This window comes from Sphingomonas sediminicola (assembly GCF_049991885.1).
Classification (GTDB): Bacteria; Pseudomonadota; Alphaproteobacteria; order Sphingomonadales; family Sphingomonadaceae; genus Sphingomicrobium; species Sphingomicrobium sediminicola.
Map to the genome: position 1 here is coordinate 2,439,733 of NZ_CP178916.1, position 22,307 is coordinate 2,462,039.

The window sequence follows — 22,307 nt, forward strand, 5'->3', positions numbered from 1 at the left end:
TCAAGAGCAACACAACGATGTCTCGAACAGAGAGTTCAGTCCAAGCGTTCGTACGCAGGCAGGGTCAGGAATTCGGTAAAGTCGTCTGAGACGACCATTCCGCGGAAAAGTTCGGAAGCGTCGGCGATGTTCGGGACTTCCTGAAGCAGGCCGATCTCCTCTTGGTAGAGCGCGTCGAAAAGCTCGCGCGTGAAATTGCGGCCATCGTCGAGCGGCGCGTCGAAGTGCAGCCATTGCCACAGCTGCGCGCGGCTGATCTCCGCCGTCGCCGCATCTTCCATCAGATTGTAGAGCGGCACCGCGCCTTTCCCGCCGAGCCAGGCGGCGAGATATTGCACGCCGACGCGGATGTTCTCGCGAGCGCCCTGCTCGGTCCGCGGGCCCGTGTGCAGCTTCAGCATCTCGTCGCGGCTAGGTACTTGGCTTGGCCTCTTCGATAGTTGGTTCGGACCCTGCATTGCTTCGAACGCTTCTAGGGCGATCGGAACGAGCCCGGGATGAGCGACCCAGGTACCGTCGTGGCCGTTGGTGACTTCGCGCAGTTTGTCGGCCCGAACCTTATCCATCGCAGCTCGGTTCGCTTCCTCGTCGCCTTTGACCGGGATGAAGGCCGACATGCCCCCCATCGCGAAGGCTCCACGACGGTGACACGTGTCGATCAGGCGCAGCGAGTAAGCGGCGAGGAAAGCTTTATCCATCGTCATCGCCGAACGATCGGGCGTCAGGCGATCGGCGCTCCGGCCGAGGCGCTTGATCGTCGAAAAGATGTAGTCCCAGCGGCCGCAGTTCAGGCCGACGATGTTCTCGCGCAGCGCATAGAGAATCTCGTCCATCTCGAACGCCGCCGGGATGGTCTCGATCAGGATCGTCGCCTTGATCGTCCCGCGCTCGAGCCGGAGCCGGTCCTCGGTCAGCGCGAAGATGTCGCTCCACAGCGCCGCCTCTTCCATGCTTTCAAGCTTTGGAATGTAGAAATACGGACCGGAGCCCTTGGCCAGCGCCGAACGAGCATTGTGCCAGGCGTAGATCGCAAAATCGAAAAAGGCGCCCGCAACCGGCTGATAATCGACAGTCACGTGATCCTCCGGCAGGTGCAGCCCACGCGGACGGACCATTAGGACCGCGGGATTTTCTCCCACGTCGTAATGTTTCTCGCTGTCAGGATCGCGGTAGTGGAGGCGGCCAAGCCAATAAGCCTTGAGGTTCGCCTGCCCCGTGATGAGTTCATCCCAGGTAGGCGAAGTCGCGTCCTCGAAATCGGCCATGAACACGCGCGCGCCGGAATTGAGCGCGTTGATCACCATCTTCGCGTTGGTCGGCCCGGTAATCTCGACACGGCGGTCCTGAAGGTCGGTAGGGATCCCGCCTACCGTCCACTTTCCCTCACGGACCTCGCGCGTATCCTCCCGGAAATCGGGAAGCTCGCCGGCATCGAACCGCTCTTGCCGCTCGAGCCTCTTGTCGAGAAGCTCGCGCCGGCGCGCGTCAAAACGCTCGTGCAACTCGGCAACAAGATCGAGCGCATCCGGGGTCAGGACGGCGCCCGCCCCGGGCACATGGCTTGGCTCGGCCACTATCCTTGGCCGGTCGATCACTGAATTCATGCGCGATTCGGCTCCACGCAAATCGAATAGCGCGTTGTCGCTCCGCAATGATCCCGAAAAGTGAGCCGTTGCCATTCGGTGCGCGCCTTCACTTCATTGTCGTAGGGTCCGAGCACCTTCTCCGTGCCGGGCTGGATCTCGCTGAAGCGGCAGTCGCTGTAGTCGCCGCCAATCACCCAATAGCGATAGGTCATTTCTTCCCTCCTACTCGGCCGCGACGATGAACTGAGCGGCTTCGGTCAATTCCTTGAGCGCGACGGTCGACGACTGGCCGCCGGAGATGGCGGTTGCGACAGCGTCAAAATATCCGGTCCCGACTTCGCGCTGGTGGCGGGTTGCCGTGTAGCCCTTGGCTTCGCTCGCGAATTCCGCCTGCTGAAGCTCGGAATACGCCGCCATGCCGCGATCGCGGTAGCCGCTCGCCAGTTCGAACATGCCGTGGTTGAGGCTGTGGAAGCCGGCCAAAGTGACGAACTGGAACTTGTAGCCCATCGCGCCAAGCTCGCGCTGGAAGTTGGCGATGGTCTGCTCGTCGAGCTTTGCACGCCAGTTGAAGCTCGGCGAGCAATTGTAGGCGAGCATCTTGCCTGGGAAGTGCGCGCGGATCGTCGCGGCGAAGATGCGTGCCTCGTCGAGGTTGGGGTGGCTGGTCTCGAACCAGATGAGATCCGCGTGCTCGGCAAATACTAACCCGCGCGAGATGCAGTGATCGAGGCCGGTGCCATCCTTGAGACGGAAGAAGCCTTCCGGAGTGCGCTCGCCGGTCATGAACGGCCGGTCGCGCTCGTCCACGTCGGAGGTGATCAGCTTCGCGCTCTCCGCGTCGGTACGGGCGACGAGGATCGTCGGAACGCCGCAGACGTCGGCTGCAAGCCGCGCCGCATCGAGATTGCGAACCGCAGCTTGGGTCGGGATCAGCACCTTGCCCCCAAGGTGCCCGCACTTCTTCTCGGAGGCGAGCTGGTCCTCGAAGTGAACGCCGGCGACACCCGCCTCGATATAGGCTTTCATGATCTCGAAGCAGTTGAGCGGCCCGCCGAAGCCGGCTTCCGCGTCGGCGACGATCGGCGCGAACCAGTCGCGCTTCGCTCCGCCTTCGCTGTGCTCGACCTGGTCGGCGCGCTGAAGGGTGCGATTGATACGCTTGGCAAGCTCGGGACCAGTGTTCGCCGGATAGAGCGACTGGTCGGGGTACATCGAGCAAGCGGTGTTGGCGTCCGCAGCGGCCTGCCAGCCTGAAAGATAGATCGCCTGTAATCCCGCGCGAACCATCTGCATTGCCTGGTTACCGGTAACGGCGCCGAGCGCGCGGACCGGCTCATCCTGTTGCAACAACTCCCACAACCGAAGCGCCCCGCGGCGCGCGAGCGTGTGCTCGATCGGGAAAGAGCCGCGCAGCCGGAGCACGTCCTCCGCGCTGTACGGACGCTCGATGCCCTCGAACCGGCCGGAGGGAGCGGAAACCACGACACCGAAGTCAGCCATTACGAATCCCCTATGATCAGGATCGCAGGGAAACACGGGTTCGTGGTAAATGACGCACAGATAAGGGCAGAGACGACAAGACTAGACTTGTGTTGTTTGTAAATTCCTTCACAATCTGACGATGGTTGCACAGCGGAAGCTGTTTCTGGGGGCAAGGCTACGAAGGCTTCGGCGTGAACGAGGCCTCAACCAGGCCGCCATGGCGGACGAGATCGGCATCTCCGCTTCCTACCTGAACCACCTCGAGCGAAATCAGCGGCCCGTCACCGCCGGCATCCTGCTTCGGCTGGCCGAGGCCTTCGACATCGACGTGAAAGCCTTCGCGACGGAGGGTGGTGACACGGCAGGCGCGGACCAGCTCGGCGAGATCTTCTCGGACCCGGTCCTCGCGGACCTCGGCGTGGGCCGCGCGGAATTGATTGAGCTTGCCGACAATGCGCCCGCAGTCTCGGAAGGCGTGGTGCGCCTCTACACGGCACTTCGCGAGCTTCAGCGGAGGCCTCCGGGTGGTACGGACGAGGAGGTGGCAGGCGACCCGAGAGCCCTCATCACACCCGAGACCTGGGTCCGCGACTACATCCAGGCGCAGCGCAACTACTATCCCGAGCTCGAGGAGCATTGCGAGACGCTTGGCGATTCGCTCAGCGACCCGCTTTCCGTCTCCGAAGCACTCCGCCGGCGCCTGAAGGAAGCGTACGGCGTCGAGGCGCAGGTCGTTTCGCCCGAATTGCTCGACAATTTCAGCCAGCATTACGACGCTCAGCGACGGACCTTCATGATCTCCGCGCTGCTTCGGGCCGAGAACCGAACGTTCGGCCTCGCCTACCAGCTGGCGCTGCTGGAGCTTGCCCCCCTGCTCCAGCGGATGTGTGACGACGCGCGACCGCCGGACGCCGGTACCCGTGCCCTGCTCCACATGAGCTTCGCCAATTATGCCGCGGGCGCGATCATGATGCCCTACGGCCGTTTCCTCCGTGCCGCGGAAGAGCATCGCTACGCGATCGATCGGCTATGCGGACAGTTCGGGGCCAACGTCGAGCAGATTGCCCACCGCATGACTACACTCGGACGGTCCGGAGCGCGCGGCGTCCCGTTCTTCATGCTTCGTGTCGATCCGGCCGGGAACATCTCCAAGCGCTATGCCGGCGAGAATTTCCCCTTCTCCCACTTCGGGGGCACCTGCCCCCGCTGGCACCTCCACGCGGCTTTCCAGACGCCCGGCCAGACGATCCGCCAGCTGATCGAGACTCCCGACGGCCAGCGCTTCTTCACCATCAGCCGGACGATCGAGCGGCCTATCAGACCCGAGCTCCGCGACGACGCCCTGCTAGCGATCGGCCTGGGCTGCGACATCCGCTACGCGCCCCGCATCGCCTATGCCGACGGGCTCGACCTTGCGAACACGCCCGCAACGCCCGTTGGTCCGGCTTGCTCGATCTGCCCAAGGATGGAGTGTGCCTACCGAGCTATGCCGCCGGCAGGGCGAATGCTGGCGGTGCATGAGAACCGAAAGACGATTTCGCCCTTCCCGTTCCTGCCCGGCTAGGGCGCGACGGGCTCCCGCTCAAGCATCGGGCGATTCCACGCCGCCAGATTGGCTGCGGCTTCGTAAGCGGATTGGAGGAACTCGCCCAGCATCCGGTCGGGGTCGGGCGCGGCTCGTACCTTCGAATAAGGCAGGACGAACTCGCCGAACGTCGTGTCATATGTGCCGTGCGCGACCCTCGCTTCTCGATAGCCGGGCGGCTCCGGATAGATGTAGCTGTAGAAAAAGGGGTCGGCCTGCGTCACGCCGCCCGCCCAGAAGCCCGCGCTGGCGACTTCGCGGCTATAGGCCTCGCGCGTGATGCGGTCCGGCAGGCCGGGAACACCGCCGGGGTGTTCCGGCGCCTTCCGTCCCGAAAAGACGCTCGACGCCAGGTCGAAGCTGCCCCACCAGAAATGGACGGGACTCGCTTTTCCTTCAAAGCCGGCACGGAAATGCTGGAACGCCGGCATGACCGCCGCAAGCGCTTCCCTGAACCTGCTTGCCGAGTCGCGGTCGTAGTCGCGTGGTGCCGTGTCCTCAGCGAACGGGATCGCTTCTGGAATCTCGTTCGGACGGCCATCGAAGCTAGACGGAAGGCCGTGCAGGTCGAGCATCGCGACGAGCCGCCGATGGAGGGCTGCAATGCTTCCCGCATTCAGCGGTAGCTCCTCACGCGATTCGTCGCTCGCCCACAGGACGATCGCATGGCGGCACAGGTCGAGGGTCAGCGTGAAGGTCCGGCCGTCGCCCGACGCGGTAGGCAAGGTGGATAGACCACGGGCGTTCGGCTGAAGCGCTACGTGCCAGCCATGGTTCGTCCACGGGGCGTGGGCGACCCGGATCTTGCCGAGCATCTGCGCCGCAAGGTGCAGAATGCTGAGCGTCTCGTGATCTCGCACCGGATCGAGCACAGGCCAATCGCTCATCGGGCGCGCCTTAGCACAGGCCTTTGCATTTTGCGCTGCGGTGCAGCTAAGGCCGCCCCATGGCGTCAGACACCGACCTTCTCGACCAGATCCGAAGCGCAGCCGACCTGGGTGCGCTCGATCAACTTCGCGTGTCCGTGCTCGGCAAGTCCGGAAGCATCACGCAGCAGCTTAAGTCGCTTGGTTCGATGGATCCTGAGACGCGAGCGGCCGAAGCGCCAAAGATCCATGCCTTCCGAGAGCAGGTCACGAGCGCCCTCGCCGATCGCAAGTCTGCTCTCGAAACTGCCGAACTCAACCGCAAGCTGGCGACCGAGACCCTCGACCTGTCGCTGCCCGCGCCGGAAACGCCGAGCGGCACCGTTCATCCGGTTAGCCAGGTGATGGACGAGCTGGCGGAGATCTTCGCCGACCTCGGCTTCGCGGTTGCCGAAGGTCCGGAGATCGAGGACCAGTGGCACAACTTCACTGCGCTCAACATGCCGGAGTTCCACCCGGCGCGCGCGATGCAAGACACCTTCTACCTCGAGCGGCATGAAGGAGAGCAAGAAGCAAAGGTCCTGCGCACCCACACCTCGCCGGTTCAGATCCGCGAGATGCAGGCGAAAGGCGCACCGCTCTACGTTATCGCGCCGGGCCGTGTGTACCGGTCCGACAGCGACGCTACCCACACGCCCATGTTCCACCAGGTCGAAGGCCTGGTCATCGACCGGGCAATCCACATGGGTCACCTCAAGTGGACGCTGGAGACCTTCCTCAAGGCCTTCTTCGAGCGTGACGACGTCGTGCTGCGCATGCGCCCGTCCTATTTCCCGTTCACCGAGCCGTCGGCCGAGGTCGACGTCGGCTACACGCTCGTGAACGGCAAGCGCACCATCGGCGGCAGCGAAGGCTTCATGGAAGTGCTCGGCTCCGGAATGGTTCACCCGAAGGTGATCGCCAATTGCGGGCTTGATCCCGACAAATGGCAGGGCTTCGCCTTCGGCTGCGGGATCGATCGCCTGGCGATGCTTAAATACGGAATGGATGATCTCCGCGCCTTCTTCGACGGCGATATCCGCTGGCTGAAGCATTATGGCTTCCGAGCGCTCGACGTGCCCACGCTCAGCGGAGGAGTGGGCGCATGAAGTTTTCGCTGAGCTGGCTGAAGCAGCACCTCGACACCAATGCCGACGCACAGACGATCGCCGACACGCTGACCGCGATCGGCCTGGAAATCGAAAGCCTCGAGAATCCGGCCGAAGCCCTGGCGCCGTTCCGCGTCGCCAAGGTGCTAACGGCGGAGAAACATCCGCAGGCGGACAAGCTTCAGGTCCTCACCGTGGATGCGGGCGAGGGCGCGGTGCAGGTCGTCTGCGGCGCTCCGAACGCGCGCGCCGGAATGCTCGGTGTGTTCGGACCTCCGGGCGCCTACGTTCCCGGATCTGACCTGACACTGAAGGTTGCTGCCATCCGCGGAGTTGAGAGCCGGGGCATGATGTGCTCCGTTCGCGAGCTGCAGATCGGCGAGGAGCATGACGGCATCATCGAGCTCCCGGCCGATGCACCGGTCGGCACCTCCTTCGCCGATTATGCCGAGCTCAACGACCCCGTGTTCGACGTGAATGTCACGCCCAACCGTCAGGATTGCATGGGCGTTCGCGGAATCGCTCGAGACCTCGCTGCGGCAGGCCTCGGTACGCTGAAGCCGCTCGCAGTTCCGCAGATCGAGGGCAGCTTCAAGTCCCATATTGATATCCGCATCGAGGATTCGGAAGGCTGCCCGGCCTTCTTCGGGCGAGCGGTCCGCGGCGTCCGCAACGGACCGTCGCCTGACTGGATGCAACGCCGCCTCAAGAGCGCAGGCCAGCGGCCGATCTCGGCGCTCGTCGACATTACCAATTACGTGATGCTCGATGTCGGCCGTCCCGCGCACGCCTACGACATCGCCAAGCTGGACGGAGCGCTCATCGCTCGGTCGGCGCGCGATGGCGAGAAGGTGCTCGCGCTCAACGAGAAGGAATATGTGCTCGACCCGTCGATGACCGTCATCGCTGACGAGCGTCAGGTCCACGACATCGGTGGAATCATGGGCGGCGAGGATTCGGGCGTTACCGAGGGCACGACCGACGTGATGCTCGAGATCGCCTATTTCACACCGGACAAGATCGCGCAGACAGGCCAGAAGCTCGGCCTCACCAGCGACGCGCGCAGCCGCTTTGAACGCGGTGTCGATCCCGCCTTTCTCGCCGACGGTCTGGAGATCCTCTCTGGCCTTATCCTCGACATTTGCGGCGGCGAAGCTTCGGAGGCGATCCACCAAGGCGTCCCGCCGGTCGAGGATCGCACCGTTCGCTTCGATCGCGACCGCGCCTTCGCTCTGGGCGGAGTGGAAGTGCCGGAGGAGCGCCAGCGCGCAATCCTCGAATCGCTGGGTTTCGAGTTCGCCGGCGCGAACGATGTGCGGGTCCCCACGTGGCGGCGCGATGTCGCCGGAACGGCCGATCTCGTGGAGGAAGTCGCGCGCATCATCGGCTACGACCGCGTCATCTCCACACCCCTGCCTCGCAAAGCAGGCGTCGCCAAGCCGACGGCCACTCGGTCGCAGATGATCGAACGGAACGTCCGCCGTGCCGCTGCAGCGCGCGGGCTCGATGAGGCCGTGACATGGAGTTTCATTTCGGAAGAGGAAGCCGCGGCGTTCGGCACGACCGATTGGCGATTGGCCAATCCGATAAGCGAAGACATGAAGGTCATGCGGCCTTCCTTGCTTCCGGGCCTGATCGCTGCTGCGCGCCGCAACCTCGATCGCGGGGCGCCGTCCACGCGGCTGTTTGAGATCGGCCGCCGCTACCTCGCTGATGCTGAGCATCCGACCGCCACCTTGCTGCTTGCCGGCGACAAGCAGCCGCGCAGCTGGCAGGCTGGAAAGGCCAAGGCGTTCGACGCCTTCGATGCCAAGGCCGAGGCTCTCGCTCTTCTCGATGCTGCCGGCGCGCCCGTGGCGAACCTTCAGCTTTATCCGGACGCCGGACCGACATGGCATCCCGGCCGCTCGGCCACGCTACGGCTCGGGCCAAAGACGATCGTCGCCGCGTTCGGCGAGCTTCACCCACGGCTCGAAAAGCTGGTTGACGCACCTAAGGGCTCTGTGGCCGCAGAGGTCTACCTCGATGCGATCCCGGCACCGCGTTCGAGCGGTCACGCCAGGCCGCATTACAAGCCGCCTGCACTCCAGCCAGTAACCCGCGACTTCGCCTTTCTCGTTACATCGGACATCCAGGCCGACAATCTCGTCCGCGCAATCCGTGGAGCCGACAAGCAGGCTATTAGCGCGGCTCGGCTGTTCGATCGGTTTGAATCAGCTGACGGCCTTAGCCTGGCGGTCGAGGTTACGCTGCAGCCCGGCGATAAGAGCTTCACCGAGGCCGAGCTGGCCGAGATCTCGAAGCGGATCGTTGCCGCGGCTCAGAAACTAGGCGCTCGGCTGAGGAGCTAGTTCGAGGGCGTTGATCGCGGCGTGCACGCGTGCCTCGATCTCGTCGCGCTTCAGCCCAGCAGGAATCGCCTCTCCAACGAGGAAGTGCACGGTTCCGCTGCCATGCGGCAGGTTGCGGCCCCAGAAGCGGCCGCTGTCGACCGCCACTGGCACCACGGGCATGCCCAGGACTTTGTAGAGCCCTGCGAAGCCGGCCTGGAGCGGAGGCATTGTCCCTGAATGGACCCGTGTTCCCTCCGGGTAAATGAGCACTGGCCGCCCCGAAGCTGCCGCCTCCTTGCCGGCCACAAGCATCTCGCGAAGTGCCTTAGCGCCGGCCTCCCGATCAACAGGAATGACGCCATAACGTCGCGTTGCCCAGCCGAACCCGGGCAGCCTACTGAGCTCGCGCTTCAGGATAACGACCGGCGTCCTGGCTATCCGCATCATTTCCAGCGTTTCGAACATCGACTGATGCTTGACCGCGATCAGAAAGGAGCCGTTGGGGATAGTGCCACTGACCTCCACTCGTGTTCCGAGCAGGCGCACGAACCAGTGATGAAAGTCGGTCCACGCATGCACCACCGATCGCATCGGTCCTGATCCGAACAGGCTCGCCACGAAACAGGCGAGCACGAACACTATCGTCGCCGGATAGAAGACCAAAGCGTAGACCGCCGATCGCAGCAGCGACATCACACGTCGATCCAGACGGCCGCGCGTCTCAGCAGATATTTGTTGTACTCGGCGAAGAGGGTCATGAACGACGGCTCGGTGCGGACGGCGTCGTGAGTTATCTCATACTTGCCGCCTAGCACTCGCCGGAATTCGTAGGCCGCGCGGCGCATGTGCCAGTCGTTGGTGATCAATCGAACCGACTTGTAATTGTGCCTGGCGAGCCAGCGCTGCGCTTCCTCCGCATTGGAGCGAGTGTCGACGGATTCGCTTCCAAGGTCCACGCAGCAGCGAACCAGGCTGCTTTTCGCCCCGAAGCGGGAAATCAGGTCCTTCTTCGTCACCAGCGGATCTGCGCCCGCGATCAGCACTCTTTTTGCCTTTCCCTTTTCGAGGACCGTCATCGCATGCTCGATCCGCCCTTTCCCGCCCGTGATCACCACCACAGCATCCGTGCGCACCGCGGCATCGGCGGGTCGTCCCAGCGTCACTCCGAAGAAGATGAAGCCGAGCGCGTAGAGGAGAATGAGGAAAGAGACGAAGCGCGCGATCATATGACCTTGTGCAATGCACTGAGCACCGCAAAGCGCGCAACAAGCGTCGCCAGCAAAACTGCGGCCACAGGCATCAGGGCGAGGACAACGAAGTCGCTGACACGAAGCGGAGGTCCGCCAGCGAGATCGCTTGCCATTGCCAGGCCCCCGGCGCCGATGACGATCAGAGCCAGCGCCGCAGCGAGGCCTCCCGCAACCGCGCCGGCCAGGGCGTCGAGAGCGATTTTGCGCTGAAACAGCAAAGCGACCTGCTGATCGGTCGCGCCAATCCCGTGCATGGTCTCGATTGTCGAGCGATGCGTGTCGAGCGCTCCCCTCGCAGCCAGGACGACCGCTGCAGACGTCGCTGCGGCCATCAGGAGTACGAGCGCCACGGACAGCCAGCGTAGCGCACGCAGCGAGGCGAGCAGCGGCTGAACCGTCGCCTGCTCCGCGATGAAGCGCGCACCGGGAATGGTCCGACCAAGCAAAGCGCCCACCTGCGCCGGATCAGCGGTCGGAGCCAGCTCGAGATGAACCAGGGCCGGCACGGGCAATTCCGCACCCAGCCCCCCGGGACCCAGCCACTTTTCCAGCGTTTGCCGCATTTCCGCTTCCGGCACTGCCGCGACGGACGCAACGCCCGGAACGGAACGGGCTGCGCGCTCGACGGCCGCGAGCTTGCCGCCGCCCCCGTCCGGGACCTGCAGCACGTAGCGATGCTCGACGGCGCCCGCGACGATCCCGGCCGCATTGGCGAGTGCAAGTCCGGCGGCCGCAACGACCATCATCGCGAAGGTCATGATCGCAATGACATAAGGGGTCGGGCCGCGCATCGCGCCGCCCGGGAGCAACCTGCGCTCGGCCTCGGTCCCCGCCAAGAAGGCCAAACTCATCGGCCGCGTACCTCCGTCGGAGGATTGCGCAGAATACCGGTGGGATCGGCCATTGAGCCCTTCTCGAGCCGCATCAGTCGGGCCCCCGGCGTCCTCGCGATCAGGCTAACATCGTGAGTCGCGACCACGATCGTGGTTCCGAGCCGGTTGAGCGCAGTGAACAAGTGCAGCAGGCGGGTGGCCATGTCCGCATCGACGTTTCCGGTCGGCTCATCGGCAACGAGCAGCTCGGGCTGGCTGATGACCGCCCGGGCAATCGCCACTCGCTGTTGCTCTCCGCCGGAAAGCGTCGGCGGACGCGCGCTCGCGCGATCTGCAAGCCCTACCCAGGCAAGCATCTCGCGGACGGGCCCCTCTACTTCAGCATCGCTCCTGCCCGCGATGCGCAAAGGCAGCGCGACATTGTCGAAGGCCGACAGATGCCGGATCAGGCGGAAATCCTGGAAGACGACCCCGATGCGTCGCCGAAAGTCGGGCAGGACATCGCGCGGCGCGTCCGTGAGATCCTGATCAAACAGCTGGATCCTTCCGCGGGTCGGTCGGCGGGCCAGGTACAGAAGCTGGAGCAGGGACGTTTTCCCTGCACCGGACGGTCCGGTCAGGAAATAGAATCCGCCCTTTGCGAGCCGGAAATCGAGGTCGCGAAGTACTTCCGCCCCCGTGCCGTAACGCAAACCAACACTGTCGAATTCGACGATTGCCGACAGATGCCCGCCCCTCCTTGCCACCCGGCTTCTCGCATGGGGCCGCCGCCTTGCCAATGGCCGCACATTCCTGTTTACCCTCTGCAAACGAAGGACGAGTGTTGCGCATGATCCTGACCTGCCCTTCCTGCGGCACCCAATATGTCGTGAAGGACGGCGCCATCCCGCCGGCAGGCCGTCAGGTTCGCTGCAAGGCCTGCCAGCACAGTTGGCGCGAATTTCCGTCTGCCTCCGAGACACCTCCCGAGCCTAAAGCTGAGGCCGTTTCGCGCGAGCCGGAAGTCGGACAGCGAGAATTCGAAGCAGTTGAAGAGCAGACCGCTCAATATTTACCTGAGGATTACGGAGAGGCTTCGACCGACGAGGAGCGACTTCCAGAGGCAGTTGCGGCGTCCGCCGCGTTCGAGGAGGACGAACCGCTTACCGAGGCGCCGAGCCCTCCGCCCATCCCGCCGGAGACCGAAGTCGTAGGTCTCGCCGAAGCGACGCCGTCCCATCGGCTGGAATGGGTTGAGGAAGATGAGGATTTCACCCCCTTCGCGCCACGAGAGGCCGAGCCGAGGAAGTCGCGCGGTCGATTTCTGATCGTCGCAATCCTCGTTCTACTCATTGCCGCGATCGTGGCCGGCGTGTGGTTCCTCGCGCCGCTGGAGCTCCGTCAGCGCCTGGGCATAGCCGATGCGGGCGACACTCCGCTCCAGCTGATGATGACACACAGCGACCGTACTCAGCTCGCGAGCGGCAATGAGTTCCTGAACATCAGCGGGCGCATCATCAACCCTACGGACCAGCAGCAGAAGGTCCCGCCGATCTACGCGCAACTCCACGACGCGTCAGGAAAGGTCGTCTACAAGTGGACGATCCCGCCGCCGATGAAGACGATCCCGCCCGGCGGCAGCGCGAGCTTCAACAGCGCGGAGCTCAACATTCCTCCGGCCGCGCAGGAACTCACCGTCACGCTCGGCGAGCCGAAGATCTGATTCAGTAGAATTCGACCAGTGGGGCGGACCGGATAGATCCGTCGCGCTCGCGCACCAGGGCTGTCCGCACGATGCTTTCGTCGAAGCCCGTCGTCTCGCTGAAGTGAATCTCCGCTCCACGTATGATCCGGATCGTCGCTTGCGCCGGCTGTGCGGCGACGACGTGCATCGCCGGTTCGGCAGAGGCATTTGCGGAGATCGCGGCGAGAAACAGCGGCAACATTCCGCATTGCTAAACGCCCGGACGGTCAATGGTAAACAGTCTCTTAAGCATTCGTCCCGGCGCGGGACGAAACGGCAGCGTTGCGCGCCTTGGAATCCCTTGCTAGAGGCGCGCGCCTACCGGGATTGCGGCCGACGGCCCACTCCCCATCTTCATGACGTGCGGTCGTGGCGGAACTGGTAGACGCGCAGCGTTGAGGTCGCTGTGGCCGAAAGGCCGTGGAAGTTCGAGTCTTCTCGACCGCACCATCTGAAATCCTGAAAGAGTCGGATCGCTCCCTCCCGGGGCGAGTTTCTGTTTTTGAGAATCAATAGCGGAATGGGAAGTCGTCTCGGACGACTTCTTCAGTTGGCGGACGCCACGCTCGGTATCTTCGTGACCTGGATCGAGCCCATTCGAGCCACCGATCGGTCCTCATTGACCTCGGCGGACGCATTCAAGCTGGGCAGGATTTTTGCCGCGGTCGCGGATTCTGCGCTGACGCGCACGGAGTACCGGCCGTATGGCACGCGCTCGAACAGGTAATAGCCGTCATAATCGGTCTCGGCCGTTGCGACGATCTTGCCCGCTTCGTCTAGCAGCTCGAGTTTGAGGCCTTCGAAGCCCAGGCCGCCGCTCTTGATAATCGCGCCTTCGATTTCGCCGCCGCCGACGAGCCCGATCTCGACCTCCGCAGGCACGCCCGGACGCGGAACCACGACCTGCAAGGCCTTCCTTGGAACGAGATTGGGGTCGGCGAGGCTGCTGGGATCGATCCCCACGGCAACCGGAGTAAACGTCGCCAGTCCCCCGACCAGGACCGCCCCTCGTTCGTCGGTGGGCTTTTCGGTGATGCGCGTTCCCGTCGTGATTAGGGCACCCTTCTCGAAAGGCTCCGAATTATCGCGGACGCCATTGTCGTTACGGTCGCGATAGACGCGCGCGCGCACCGCCCCTGCAGCGGCAAGTGGCTGACGCGAAAGGCCAAATCCGTGGCTTGGATCGAGCGAGAAATTCAGGTTGAACCCGACCGCGACCGATCCGTCGGTTGCCGCCTCGCCCGTGACCGCAAGCGCCATCGAGTCGAAACGCCGGATATGCGAGACGCGCGCACGCGCTCGTTTCGCACCCGCGTCATACGCAAGCGCGCCCTCCCAATCGACATGTTCGCTCGCCGACCAGTAAGCGCTGAGCTCCGCAGAACGGAAGCGCGCCTGTGGCGCGACCTCCATGCTGCCGAAGCCGCGCAGGCGAACGTTTCCGATTCCGCCCGACCCGATCAGCGCAACCTCGACCGCGCCGGGCGGCGATGGCCCGTGAGCCAGGAATTGGCGGCGATAACGCACGTCTGTGGCGAGATTGAATCGCCGAATCGTGGTCGAAAGCCGTGCGGCAGCTTCCAATTGGCTGGAATTATCCGCCTGCTTGATTAGCCGGACGTCGGCATGCGCGGGGACGACGGAGCGGCCGATGCGAAGCGGCGTGTCGACGGCCAGCTTGAAGTCCTTGACCGTCCTTCGCAGTTGCTGGCCCTGCAAATGAAAGTTGCTGGCGACCAGAGCTTCGCCGCTGACGTTAATTTTCCCGAACTTTGCAAGCACTTGCGCATGTGCCGCACGCCCGCCTCCGCTTTCCCAGGCGACGCCGGCCTCGACGAGCGCCGGACCGATCGAGCGGCGAACCGACCCTTCGACGAACGTCACGCGCTCATCTTCGATCAGCATTGCGCGCGCGATCGTTGCGACGGATGTCCGGTCGTCGATGCCGTGCTCGACGGAAACTGCCGCCTGGGCCTTTGGAAGGGTCAGCGCGTCCGGTGAATTATGGAATGCGACAACATCCCTGCCGGGCTGGTTCACGCCGGCCCAGTACCAGGTCTTGCCAGCCGGCACGTTATCCTGGCCGACGTTGATCATCTCCTCGCGCGTCCGGATCTGCCCTTGCGGCCCATAGAGGACGATGCTGACTTGGTTTTCGCCGTACAAAAGCTGAACGTCGTCAAAGACATAGCGTGACCCCGCAGTGGGGCGGGCAAATGCCAGAAGCTCGCCGTTGCGATAAAGCTCGGCCTCCCACCCGGCGGGCAGATCACCTTCGAACCGTGTCTTGTCGAACGCGGTCGGGTTGAAGAGCGGACGGTTGGTGACGACCGCGCCTCGCCCACTGGCTCCGGAGCCGCCAAGGCCGCTGTCGAGCCCCGCGACATCGCCAAAGCCGAAATGCGTCGCCTTGAGCGGGCCTAGGAGGCCTGCGTCAGGGTCCGAGCGATAGGCGCGCAGTCGCAACGTGCTCGGGACGCCCTTCGCGTTTGTGGAGAGCTTCGCATCGTAGGACATCCGCGCAACCTCGCCCGCCGCGTAGATCGACGTGCTGCGATCGACCCGGACGCCGTCGTTGGCGCGATAGGTAACTCCGGCGCTGACCACGAAGTCCAGCGCGGGTGCTCGCCACATCCGATAGGGGAGCTTCACCTGCGGGAGGCTCTTCAAGTCGAACTTTGCGGGCTTGATCTGCGCCGCACGCCGCTCTCGCTCGACCGCGAGCTCGACCGGCAGCTTCGCTTCCGATTCCAGGATCAGCGCCGAGGCGCCTGTGTTCGCCTTGATTCCGATCCCGAACCACCGCGCGAGTGCAGCGCTATCCACGCACCAGCCTTCGGGCGTCTCCCGAACCGTCCCGCGAGCCAGCTTTTCCGTGTTTTGTCCGTAAGTTGCGACGCCTGACGACGCGTCGACGACGATCCTGTTCTGCTCCTTGAACGCCCAGCCGCTGGCCTTCTTCGCGGCGAGGTCGATCTTCATCGGCACATCGAGGGCAGTCAGGAAGTCACCAAAGATGATGCACGTGCCTTCGGGCGTCTCATAAGCGCGAACGCCGTCCCCGAGGCGGAGACGGCGAACGTTTACGTCGAGTAGGAACTGGGCTTCAGGATCCGCCGACCAGCCGTCGGCAATGGGAGTGGCTGCGGGCGCACTGATCCCGCCGGCGCAGGCCAGGCCAAGCAGGGCGATCGCCCGGAGCTTCTTGCCGATGCGGAGCATCCTCCTGTCTCGCCACAGCCCCAGCGGCCTAGTTCAGGACCGCGTCCGCTTCCGCGATGGTCAGCGGGCCGGTGTCGCTCGGCTCGACATACTGGACGGTCACCCGGCCCTTTGCGGAGGACGCATATTTCTCATCGACCGGTATGGTGAGGCTGCGCTGGCCGACTTCGGTGTAGATGGCGACGCCGCGCTGCACGGCGATGGGATCCTTGATCCCCGCCTTCATCACGCGGACCTCGCCGAACGTAGAGCGCTCCCCCGCCCGGGTCAGCTCGAGGCTGACCGCCGGCTTGCCTTCGGCCTGCGTCAGCTTGACGTTCGCGATGCCGGCCTTAGCTTCGAGGTTGCCGAAACGCGCGATCACCGGGATGGTCACGCCGTAAATGGGGGTCAGAGCGAAGGCGATCCCCTTCACGTCCTTGGGTGCCTCGACCGGGCTCGGCGGCGGCACCGCCCGAAACAGCAGGTGGACGCGATATTCGCCGTCGGGGAGATCCTTGGGGGCGCGGGCCGAAATGCGGATCGTTTGCGGCTCGCGCGGAGCCAGGGTCACGCGCCGGGGCGCGTAGACGATCATCGACTGGGCCAGCTGCTCCTCCGCATCCGGATCGGTCACGTCGTGAAGCATTCCGTCGGGAGTCATCCGGCGAAGCTCGACCGAGATCCGGTAAGTCGCGACATCGTCGCCGATGTTGTTGAGGATGATTTCCGTCCCGCGGCTTCCGTTCAGAATGATGCGCGTCGGCGCCACCAGAAGGTCGCCAACCCCGGCCTGTACGGCCGGCGCCCAAAGCAACATTGGAACAAGCAGCGCGGCGCGGGCCGCTACGCGGAACAAGGACATTCTATTCTCCCCACGGGTTCGTGGCGGAGAGTTGGTCCAAAATGGTTGATATCCCGCTAACCATGCCGGTTTCCCCGGCCGAATAACGGAAAAGGGGTCGCGGCGAACCGCGACCCCTTCCCTTCCGATCAGCCCTTTCGGGCCGTCAGCAGCTTACTGGTAATCAACGGTGACGTTGATGTTGCCGCTGTAGACGCCGTCCGTGGTGGTCGGCGTAATCACGATCGAGCCGCCAACGTTGAAGTTGGTGCCCGGAGCGCCCGAGTTGGTGAGCGTCGTCGTCGCCGGAGCGTTCGGCGTGAACGACAGCGTCGTAGCGTCGTTCGCGTTCGTCAGCGGGCTGGCGACGGCGAAGATCTGCACGACCTGGTTGTTGGTGCCCTGCACGTTGTACTGCGCAGAAACCGGAGCGCCCGAGCAGGTCAGGCCACCCGAACCGCAGGTAACAACGCCGGCCTGGGTCATCGAAACGGTCTCGCCACCGGCAGCAACCGTGCCGAGCGTGATCGTTCCGAAGTCGAGGTTACGAGTCGCGGTCAGCAGAAGCGGACGGACGATTTTGGCGCGAGCCGTAGCAGGCGTGCTAGCACCGACGGGTGCAGCGACGGCCGGCGTGGCGATCAGTGCGGTGGCAGCGACAGACGCAGCCAGGCACGTCGTACGAAGGAGTTTCGTCATTGAGATTTCCCCACTTGTTCCGAACCAAAAATATCGCGGCTGGTGGACCGGCGGTCCGCTCACCCGTGACTGCTGCATTAACCCCACCCGATTACGGCTTGCTTCAAGGGCATGGTTACCGAAGCGGAAAGGATTCACTCCGAAACGGAGAATATTCAGAGATATTCGACGGTAATCGGTACGTCGCCGCGGAAGTCGCCGTCGGTATTTCCTGACAGCCGGATCCTTCCTCCGAAGCGGAAGGACAGGTTTCCCGAAGAATCGAGCCGCGGTGCCGAAGAGAGGTCGGTGACGATCTGGTCGATACTGATTCGCGCTCCGTCGAGCGAGTAGAGCTCGATCCGCTCCGGAAGCTCGACCCGGATCAGTCGCCCCGGCTCTCCTCGAACACTCGCTTGGCCGACCATTGCCCGGCCGCTGATTGCCTCGACCGAGCCGCTGGCCTGGCGAGTGCCGTCGGGACGAAGGGTAGCCGTGCCATCGCCTGGGCCAACGACGACGAGGCGATCGAAGTCGAGACCAGCCTCGATCTGGAGATCGATCGGACCTTCGGCGCCCTCAGCTGCCGGCATCGTGCTCGGCTTCTCGCAGAGGCGGCATTGGGCGCGCGCCGATGGTGGCGCCGACAAGGATGCCGCCGCCGCAAGCCCGATTACAAAGAGCGCAGTGCGCGTCTTCATGGCTCCGATAGCTATTGGGCAAACCTCAAAACACGGTTAATCCGCCGCTAACGCGGCAATTGGGATAGGTGCGCCGGACGGCGAGCGCGCGGTGGGAGATAATGATGACGGTAAAGACTGGCGCTTGTCGGTAGACCCGCGAGTTTCTATCCGTCGTGGCAAGATGGCCCGCGCCGCTCCTACTCCCACCCGCAGGCCGTTAGTGACTGCGCTGAAGATCTTGATCTACGTCGCGCTCGTCGGTCTGCTTGCGCTGATCGTCTCGGTAGCCGTCGCCTACGCCAACCTCCCGAGCTATTCCGAACTCGCGAAGCGCTCCGACCTTGGCCAGATGATCCGGGTCCGGGCCGCAAACGGTGCCGTTCTGGTCAACATAGGGCCCAGCTTCGGGCAGTGGCTTCCTTATGAGCAGATCCCTCCGGAGATGCGGGCCGCGATGATCGCGGTCGAGGACAAGCGCTTCCGCTCGCATCTCGGTGTCGACCCCATCGGCGTCGTCCGCGCCGCCAAGGTCCGGATCGACACCGGACGCTGGGCGCAGGGCGGTTCGACCATCACCCAGCAGCTCGCCCGCAACATCTTCCTGACCAACAGCCGCACCTTCGGCCGCAAGATCAAGGAAGGCGTTCTTTCGCTCGCGATCGAACGGAAGTTCTCGAAGAACCAGATTCTCGAGCTCTACCTCAACCGCGTCTATTTCGGCGGTGGCGCCTACGGCATCGACGCTGCCTCGCGCCGGTTCTTTGGGCACAGCGCACGCAGCCTCTCGCTCGGCGAGGCGGCGATCATCGCCGGCCTTGTGAAGGCGCCGTCCAATTATTCTCCGACAGCCGACGTCGAAGCCGCCCGCGACCGTTCGGAAGTCGTGCTTAAGACGATGGTCGAGAATGGCTTCGTCACGCCCGAGCGCGCGGCGCAGGTCGATTCGGCTGCGGTCAAGATCCAGCCGACCACCAAGCAGAACAGCGTCCGCTATTTCACCGACTGGGCACTTCCCCAGCTCGATACCCTGATCGACGAGAACACTCAGCCGATCGAGGTCTGGACAACGCTCGATCCCAACATGCAGGCGGCAGGTGAACGCGCCATCGCTGCGAACACTCCGAGCCAGGCGCAGGGCGCGCTCGTCGCTATCGATCGCGATGGCGCAGTGCGCGCGATGATCGGCGGCCGCGACTATGTGGACTCGATCTACAACCGTGCGACCCAGGCCGAGCGCCAGCCCGGCTCCGCGTTCAAGCTTTTCGTTTATCTCGCGGCACTCGAATCCGGGATGAAACCGACCGACACGATCGTCGACGAGCCGGTGACGATCGACGGATGGACGCCGCGCAACTCAACGCGCACGAACCGCGGACCCGTCAGCCTGCGCGAGGCCTTCGCCCTTTCGATCAACACGGTCAGTGCCAAGATCGGCGCCCAGCTCGGCTTCGGGACGATCGCCGACATGGCTCGCCGGTTCGGGATCAGCACCAATATCTCGACCTTTCCGTCGATGGTGCTGGGAACGAGCGACGTCCGCCTCATCGACATGACTCGAGCCTTCGCCTCGGTCGGAAATCAGGGTGTTTCCGTCACGCCTTATGCGATTCGCAAGGTCGTCACCGCCGATGGGCGGCTGCTGTACCAGAAGGAAAGTGATGAGGGCCGGGTGCTCGTCGCGCCCTGGGTCGCGGCGGAAATGACCGACCTGCTCCAGTCCGCGGTGCTAACCGGTACCGGCCGGGCTGCGCAGATCGGGCGTCCGGTCGCGGGCAAGACCGGCACGACCAGTTCCAACAAGGACGGCTGGTTCATCGGCTTTTCCAGTGGCCTGACTACTGGCGTGTGGATGGGCCGGGATGACGCTCGGCCGGTCGCCGGCCTTCAGGGCGGCACTGCGCCGGCACGTGCGTTCCACGATTTCATGGCCGTCGCCGTTGCTCGTCGGCCCGTCGAAAGCTTCCAGACCGAAGTGCCGATGCCGGACTGGAACATCGAGGGCGAGGAAGACCCCTACGCACTCGGGAATGAAGTCGGGAGCGCGCCGCTGGTGGACGAATATGGCAACCCGCTCCCCGGCCAACCCGTCGATACCATGCCGGTGCCAGGCCAGCCGCTGCCTCAACAACCGCAGCAACCAGGGCAGGCCGGTGCTCAGACGACCGAGCAACTCGATCAGCAATGGCTCGACCAGGTTCTCCCGCCGGGAAGCACCCAGCGTCAGCCGCAGAGACAGCCGCCGCAACGTCCGCAGGTCGTCAGGCCGCCGGCCCCGACCTCACCGCGTCCTGCCGATCCGCTTCAACCGGCTCCCGATACGCCGCAGCAATAGGCGTGCCGCTTCGGCATCGCCTTCGAACAGGCGAGACTCCAATGCCTTGAACTCGCGGCCATGGTTCAGGTGGACGAGATGCGCGACCTCGTGCGCGACAACGTACTTCCGGACCTCAGGCGGCGCTAGAATAAGCCTCCAATTGTAGCGAATGCGCCCGGCCGAAGAGCAGCTGCCCCAGCGCGTTTCCGCATCCCCGACCGAGACCGCCTTAAGGGTCACTCCGGCGCGGTCCGCGGCCTCCGCAGTCTCTCGCGAGAGCGTGTCGACCGCTCTCCGCTTCAGAAACGTCTCAACCCTTCGCGCGAAGCCCTCTTCGGGTCCGCCGCAGGTCAAACGCACGTTGTCCAGGACCGGCGTTCGCCGTCCCGACGCGACCCGCTCGAGCAGGACGTCGCGACCCTCCACCGGGATGGTTGCACCTGGAACGAACGGTTCCGGCGGAAGCATCGCGCCAACCTGCGCTTCCACCCATTCCTTCTGCTCGGCGGCCCATTCCAGCGCCGCCTTGCGGTTCATCCTCAGAGGGCCAGTCAGCTTCAGGAGGCCGCGCTTCTCGTCCAGCCTTAGTCGAAGCCGCTTCGCCCCTCGCATCCCGCGAATCTCCACTGGAAGCGGGAGATCGTCGTGCCGGAAGAGCGCCTCAGAGCGAGCGATCGACCACATGGTCTTCCAGTTCTTCGACGTCCTTCTCGCTTACGGTCCAGCCGCGTGTTGATTGGCGGGCTTCGTGGACGGTCTCGCGGCTTCCCGAAATCAGATAATGCCAGGCGGGGAGGGGCTTACCTTCGGACCGCAGGCGATAGGCGCAGCTTTCGGGCAGCCAGTCCAACGACCCGATGCTCTTGCGATTGAGCACGACGCAGTCGGCGACCCTCTTCTTGCGATGCGCATAATCGATGCACATGCCGTTCCTGCGGTCGAGCAGCTCGCAGGCGACGTTCGTCGGGTAGAGAAGACCGGTCTCCTCGTCCTCGAGCTTGTGCAGGCAACAACGGCCGCAGCCATCGCACAAAGCCTCCCACTGTCCACGGTCCAGCTCGGACAGAGGCTTTTCCCAAAAAGGATTGGAAGAGTTTCGCGCGTCGGCCATGACAAGTTCAGACATGCTTTGCTATCGGGGCGCATTCAAGGAGCCGAGGGCAAAAGGGCAAAGAATATGAAACGGTTCGCTTTGGTCGCGCTCGCGCTCGCGTCGGCATCCGCACCGGTGGGTGCACAATATATCTCGGACGCGGAGCCATTCATCAACGCCGTGCGCGACCGAGACGGCAACAAAGTCACCGAACTGATCGAGGCGAGGCCGACGATCGTCAACACCCGCAACCTGAAGGGCGAAACGGCGCTGATCATCGCCATCTCCCGGACCGACGATTTGTGGACCAAATTTCTCCTCGGCAAGGGCGCGAATCCCAGCCTTGCGAATGCATCCGGCGACACGCCCCTGATTGCTGCAGCACGCGTCGGCTACACCGAGGCCATCGAGATCCTGCTTGCCCTTGGGGCGAAGGTCGATGTCGGAAACAAGATGGGTGAGACCCCGCTGATCGTTGCAGTCCAGCAGCGCCAGCTCGAGGCCGTGAAGCTGCTGCTCGCGAAGGGCGCCGACCCGGACAAGAAGGACTCGGCTGCCGGCTATTCCGCGAGGGACTATGCCAAGCGCGACACCCGTAGCCGCGCGCTTCTGACGGCCATCGAATCGGCCGCGAAGCCGAAACCCGCGAAGACCGAGGACCTCGACAGCTTCAAGCTGAAATAAG

At 64.1% G+C, this 22,307-nt stretch carries 21 protein-coding genes and 1 tRNA gene; 7 read left to right on the forward strand and 15 right to left on the reverse strand.

The annotated features are described in order from the left end of the window. Positions 1-35: 35 nt before the first annotated feature. Genes aceB through aceA form a run of 3 tightly spaced genes read right to left on the reverse strand, consistent with a single transcriptional unit; the run spans position 36 to position 3,089 of the window. Entirely contained in the window at positions 36-1,604 is a 1,569-nt protein-coding gene (gene aceB, locus ACMC5O_RS12735) for a malate synthase A (protein ID WP_426692963.1), read from the reverse strand. Next, positions 1,601-1,798 carry a DUF4170 domain-containing protein gene (locus ACMC5O_RS12740; protein ID WP_187708472.1) on the reverse strand — a complete coding sequence of 66 codons (198 nt, stop codon included), beginning with the start codon at positions 1,796-1,798 and terminating at the stop codon, positions 1,601-1,603. Before ACMC5O_RS12740 ends, aceB begins: the two co-directional genes overlap by 4 nt. A gap of 10 nt (positions 1,799-1,808) precedes the next feature. Further along, positions 1,809-3,089 carry an isocitrate lyase gene (gene aceA, locus ACMC5O_RS12745; protein WP_426692964.1) on the reverse strand — a complete coding sequence of 427 codons (1,281 nt, stop codon included), beginning with the start codon at positions 3,087-3,089 and terminating at the stop codon, positions 1,809-1,811. A 121-nt stretch (positions 3,090-3,210) separates the two neighbouring features. On the opposite strand from aceA, the gene ACMC5O_RS12750 reads away from it, so the two are divergent. After that, positions 3,211-4,635: a helix-turn-helix domain-containing protein gene (locus ACMC5O_RS12750; protein ID WP_426692965.1), complete on the forward strand. Its 1,425-nt coding sequence runs from the start codon at positions 3,211-3,213 to the stop codon at positions 4,633-4,635. On the opposite strand, the gene ACMC5O_RS12755 is transcribed toward ACMC5O_RS12750, so the two are convergent. Then, entirely contained in the window at positions 4,632-5,543 is a 912-nt protein-coding gene (locus ACMC5O_RS12755) for a DUF5996 family protein (protein WP_187708470.1), read from the reverse strand. The genes ACMC5O_RS12750 and ACMC5O_RS12755 overlap by 4 nt on opposite strands. A 59-nt stretch (positions 5,544-5,602) precedes the next feature. Between ACMC5O_RS12755 and pheS the strand changes: the two genes are divergently transcribed. Beyond that, a complete protein-coding gene (gene pheS / locus ACMC5O_RS12760) occupies positions 5,603-6,670 on the forward strand; it encodes a phenylalanine--tRNA ligase subunit alpha (RefSeq protein WP_187708469.1) in 1,068 nt (355 codons plus the stop codon). Next, positions 6,667-9,021: a phenylalanine--tRNA ligase subunit beta gene (gene pheT, locus ACMC5O_RS12765; RefSeq protein ID WP_426692966.1), complete on the forward strand. Its 2,355-nt coding sequence runs from the start codon at positions 6,667-6,669 to the stop codon at positions 9,019-9,021. Before pheS ends, pheT begins: the two co-directional genes overlap by 4 nt. Here the strand turns inward: pheT and ACMC5O_RS12770 are convergent. Genes ACMC5O_RS12770 through ftsE form a run of 4 tightly spaced genes read right to left on the reverse strand, consistent with a single transcriptional unit; the run spans position 8,998 to position 11,811 of the window. Continuing rightward, positions 8,998-9,696 (reverse strand): lysophospholipid acyltransferase family protein, encoded by a 699-nt coding sequence (locus ACMC5O_RS12770; RefSeq protein WP_426692967.1) that lies wholly within the window; start codon positions 9,694-9,696, stop codon positions 8,998-9,000. The two genes, pheT and ACMC5O_RS12770, sit on opposite strands and share 24 nt — an antisense overlap. Next, positions 9,696-10,229, reverse strand: a complete 534-nt coding sequence (locus ACMC5O_RS12775; protein ID WP_187708468.1) for a YdcF family protein — start codon at positions 10,227-10,229, stop codon at positions 9,696-9,698. The genes ACMC5O_RS12770 and ACMC5O_RS12775 overlap by 1 nt, the downstream gene beginning before the upstream one ends. Further along, positions 10,226-11,104 (reverse strand): cell division protein FtsX, encoded by an 879-nt coding sequence (locus ACMC5O_RS12780; RefSeq protein ID WP_426692968.1) that lies wholly within the window; start codon positions 11,102-11,104, stop codon positions 10,226-10,228. Before ACMC5O_RS12780 ends, ACMC5O_RS12775 begins: the two co-directional genes overlap by 4 nt. Beyond that, positions 11,101-11,811 carry a cell division ATP-binding protein FtsE gene (ftsE, locus tag ACMC5O_RS12785; RefSeq protein ID WP_426693533.1) on the reverse strand — a complete coding sequence of 237 codons (711 nt, stop codon included), beginning with the start codon at positions 11,809-11,811 and terminating at the stop codon, positions 11,101-11,103. Before ftsE ends, ACMC5O_RS12780 begins: the two co-directional genes overlap by 4 nt. A 104-nt stretch (positions 11,812-11,915) precedes the next feature. On the opposite strand from ftsE, the gene ACMC5O_RS12790 reads away from it, so the two are divergent. Then, positions 11,916-12,788 (forward strand): zinc-ribbon domain-containing protein, encoded by an 873-nt coding sequence (locus ACMC5O_RS12790; protein ID WP_187708464.1) that lies wholly within the window; start codon positions 11,916-11,918, stop codon positions 12,786-12,788. A gap of 1 nt (position 12,789) precedes the next feature. Here ACMC5O_RS12790 and ACMC5O_RS12795 read toward each other — a convergent pair whose 3' ends face one another. Beyond that, positions 12,790-13,011 (reverse strand): hypothetical protein, encoded by a 222-nt coding sequence (locus tag ACMC5O_RS12795; RefSeq protein ID WP_187708463.1) that lies wholly within the window; start codon positions 13,009-13,011, stop codon positions 12,790-12,792. Between the two features lie 161 nt (positions 13,012-13,172). On the opposite strand from ACMC5O_RS12795, the gene ACMC5O_RS12800 reads away from it, so the two are divergent. Further along, positions 13,173-13,259: transfer RNA gene (locus tag ACMC5O_RS12800), tRNA-Leu, on the forward strand. Between the two features lie 96 nt (positions 13,260-13,355). Here the strand turns inward: ACMC5O_RS12800 and ACMC5O_RS12805 are convergent. The 4 genes from ACMC5O_RS12805 to ACMC5O_RS12820 all read right to left on the reverse strand — a co-directional run bounded on the left by ACMC5O_RS12805 (position 13,356) and on the right by ACMC5O_RS12820 (position 18,233). After that, a complete protein-coding gene (locus ACMC5O_RS12805; RefSeq protein ID WP_187708462.1) occupies positions 13,356-16,031 on the reverse strand; it encodes an SdrD B-like domain-containing protein in 2,676 nt (891 codons plus the stop codon). Between the two features lie 28 nt (positions 16,032-16,059). Next, on the reverse strand, positions 16,060-16,875 hold the full coding sequence (locus ACMC5O_RS12810; protein ID WP_426692969.1) for a fimbrial biogenesis chaperone: 816 nt from the start codon (positions 16,873-16,875) through the stop codon (positions 16,060-16,062). Positions 16,876-17,028: 153 nt separating this feature from the next. Beyond that, positions 17,029-17,553, reverse strand: coding sequence for a DUF4402 domain-containing protein (locus ACMC5O_RS12815; protein WP_187708459.1), 525 nt, complete (start codon positions 17,551-17,553; stop codon positions 17,029-17,031). A gap of 155 nt (positions 17,554-17,708) precedes the next feature. After that, on the reverse strand, positions 17,709-18,233 hold the full coding sequence (locus ACMC5O_RS12820) for a DUF4402 domain-containing protein (protein ID WP_187708458.1): 525 nt from the start codon (positions 18,231-18,233) through the stop codon (positions 17,709-17,711). 163 nt (positions 18,234-18,396) lie between these two features. On the opposite strand from ACMC5O_RS12820, the gene ACMC5O_RS12825 reads away from it, so the two are divergent. Further along, positions 18,397-20,547, forward strand: a complete 2,151-nt coding sequence (locus ACMC5O_RS12825) for a transglycosylase domain-containing protein (protein ID WP_187708457.1) — start codon at positions 18,397-18,399, stop codon at positions 20,545-20,547. Here ACMC5O_RS12825 and ACMC5O_RS12830 read toward each other — a convergent pair. Together ACMC5O_RS12830 and ACMC5O_RS12835 are read right to left on the reverse strand one after the other, a co-directional pair. After that, complete coding sequence (locus tag ACMC5O_RS12830) at positions 20,494-21,213, reverse strand: M48 family metallopeptidase (RefSeq protein WP_426692970.1); 720 nt, start codon at positions 21,211-21,213, stop codon at positions 20,494-20,496. The genes ACMC5O_RS12825 and ACMC5O_RS12830 overlap by 54 nt on opposite strands. Next, a complete protein-coding gene (locus tag ACMC5O_RS12835; RefSeq protein ID WP_426692971.1) occupies positions 21,191-21,655 on the reverse strand; it encodes a YcgN family cysteine cluster protein in 465 nt (154 codons plus the stop codon). Before ACMC5O_RS12835 ends, ACMC5O_RS12830 begins: the two co-directional genes overlap by 23 nt. Before the next feature lie 51 nt (positions 21,656-21,706). Between ACMC5O_RS12835 and ACMC5O_RS12840 the strand changes: the two genes are divergently transcribed. Beyond that, entirely contained in the window at positions 21,707-22,306 is a 600-nt protein-coding gene (locus ACMC5O_RS12840) for an ankyrin repeat domain-containing protein (RefSeq protein ID WP_187708456.1), read from the forward strand. Position 22,307 lies beyond the last annotated feature (1 nt).

What these genes read in the sequence shown, in the direction of transcription:
- aceB (WP_426692963.1), bottom strand. Translation starts at nt 1,604, where the DNA reads ATGAATTCAGTGATCGACCGGCCAAGGATAGTGGCCGAGCCAAGCCAT.
- ACMC5O_RS12740 (WP_187708472.1), bottom strand. Translation starts at nt 1,798, where the DNA reads ATGACCTATCGCTATTGGGTGATTGGCGGCGACTACAGCGACTGCCGC.
- aceA (WP_426692964.1), bottom strand. Translation starts at nt 3,089, where the DNA reads ATGGCTGACTTCGGTGTCGTGGTTTCCGCTCCCTCCGGCCGGTTCGAG.
- ACMC5O_RS12750 (WP_426692965.1), top strand. Translation starts at nt 3,211, where the DNA reads ATGGTTGCACAGCGGAAGCTGTTTCTGGGGGCAAGGCTACGAAGGCTT.
- ACMC5O_RS12755 (WP_187708470.1), bottom strand. Translation starts at nt 5,543, where the DNA reads ATGAGCGATTGGCCTGTGCTCGATCCGGTGCGAGATCACGAGACGCTC.
- pheS (WP_187708469.1), top strand. Translation starts at nt 5,603, where the DNA reads ATGGCGTCAGACACCGACCTTCTCGACCAGATCCGAAGCGCAGCCGAC.
- pheT (WP_426692966.1), top strand. Translation starts at nt 6,667, where the DNA reads ATGAAGTTTTCGCTGAGCTGGCTGAAGCAGCACCTCGACACCAATGCC.
- ACMC5O_RS12770 (WP_426692967.1), bottom strand. Translation starts at nt 9,696, where the DNA reads ATGTCGCTGCTGCGATCGGCGGTCTACGCTTTGGTCTTCTATCCGGCG.
- ACMC5O_RS12775 (WP_187708468.1), bottom strand. Translation starts at nt 10,229, where the DNA reads ATGATCGCGCGCTTCGTCTCTTTCCTCATTCTCCTCTACGCGCTCGGC.
- ACMC5O_RS12780 (WP_426692968.1), bottom strand. Translation starts at nt 11,104, where the DNA reads ATGAGTTTGGCCTTCTTGGCGGGGACCGAGGCCGAGCGCAGGTTGCTC.
- ACMC5O_RS12790 (WP_187708464.1), top strand. Translation starts at nt 11,916, where the DNA reads ATGATCCTGACCTGCCCTTCCTGCGGCACCCAATATGTCGTGAAGGAC.
- ACMC5O_RS12795 (WP_187708463.1), bottom strand. Translation starts at nt 13,011, where the DNA reads ATGTTGCCGCTGTTTCTCGCCGCGATCTCCGCAAATGCCTCTGCCGAA.
- ACMC5O_RS12805 (WP_187708462.1), bottom strand. Translation starts at nt 16,031, where the DNA reads ATGCTCCGCATCGGCAAGAAGCTCCGGGCGATCGCCCTGCTTGGCCTG.
- ACMC5O_RS12810 (WP_426692969.1), bottom strand. Translation starts at nt 16,875, where the DNA reads ATGTCCTTGTTCCGCGTAGCGGCCCGCGCCGCGCTGCTTGTTCCAATG.
- ACMC5O_RS12815 (WP_187708459.1), bottom strand. Translation starts at nt 17,553, where the DNA reads ATGACGAAACTCCTTCGTACGACGTGCCTGGCTGCGTCTGTCGCTGCC.
- ACMC5O_RS12820 (WP_187708458.1), bottom strand. Translation starts at nt 18,233, where the DNA reads ATGAAGACGCGCACTGCGCTCTTTGTAATCGGGCTTGCGGCGGCGGCA.
- ACMC5O_RS12825 (WP_187708457.1), top strand. Translation starts at nt 18,397, where the DNA reads ATGGCCCGCGCCGCTCCTACTCCCACCCGCAGGCCGTTAGTGACTGCG.
- ACMC5O_RS12830 (WP_426692970.1), bottom strand. Translation starts at nt 21,213, where the DNA reads ATGTGGTCGATCGCTCGCTCTGAGGCGCTCTTCCGGCACGACGATCTC.
- ACMC5O_RS12835 (WP_426692971.1), bottom strand. Translation starts at nt 21,655, where the DNA reads ATGTCTGAACTTGTCATGGCCGACGCGCGAAACTCTTCCAATCCTTTT.
- ACMC5O_RS12840 (WP_187708456.1), top strand. Translation starts at nt 21,707, where the DNA reads ATGAAACGGTTCGCTTTGGTCGCGCTCGCGCTCGCGTCGGCATCCGCA.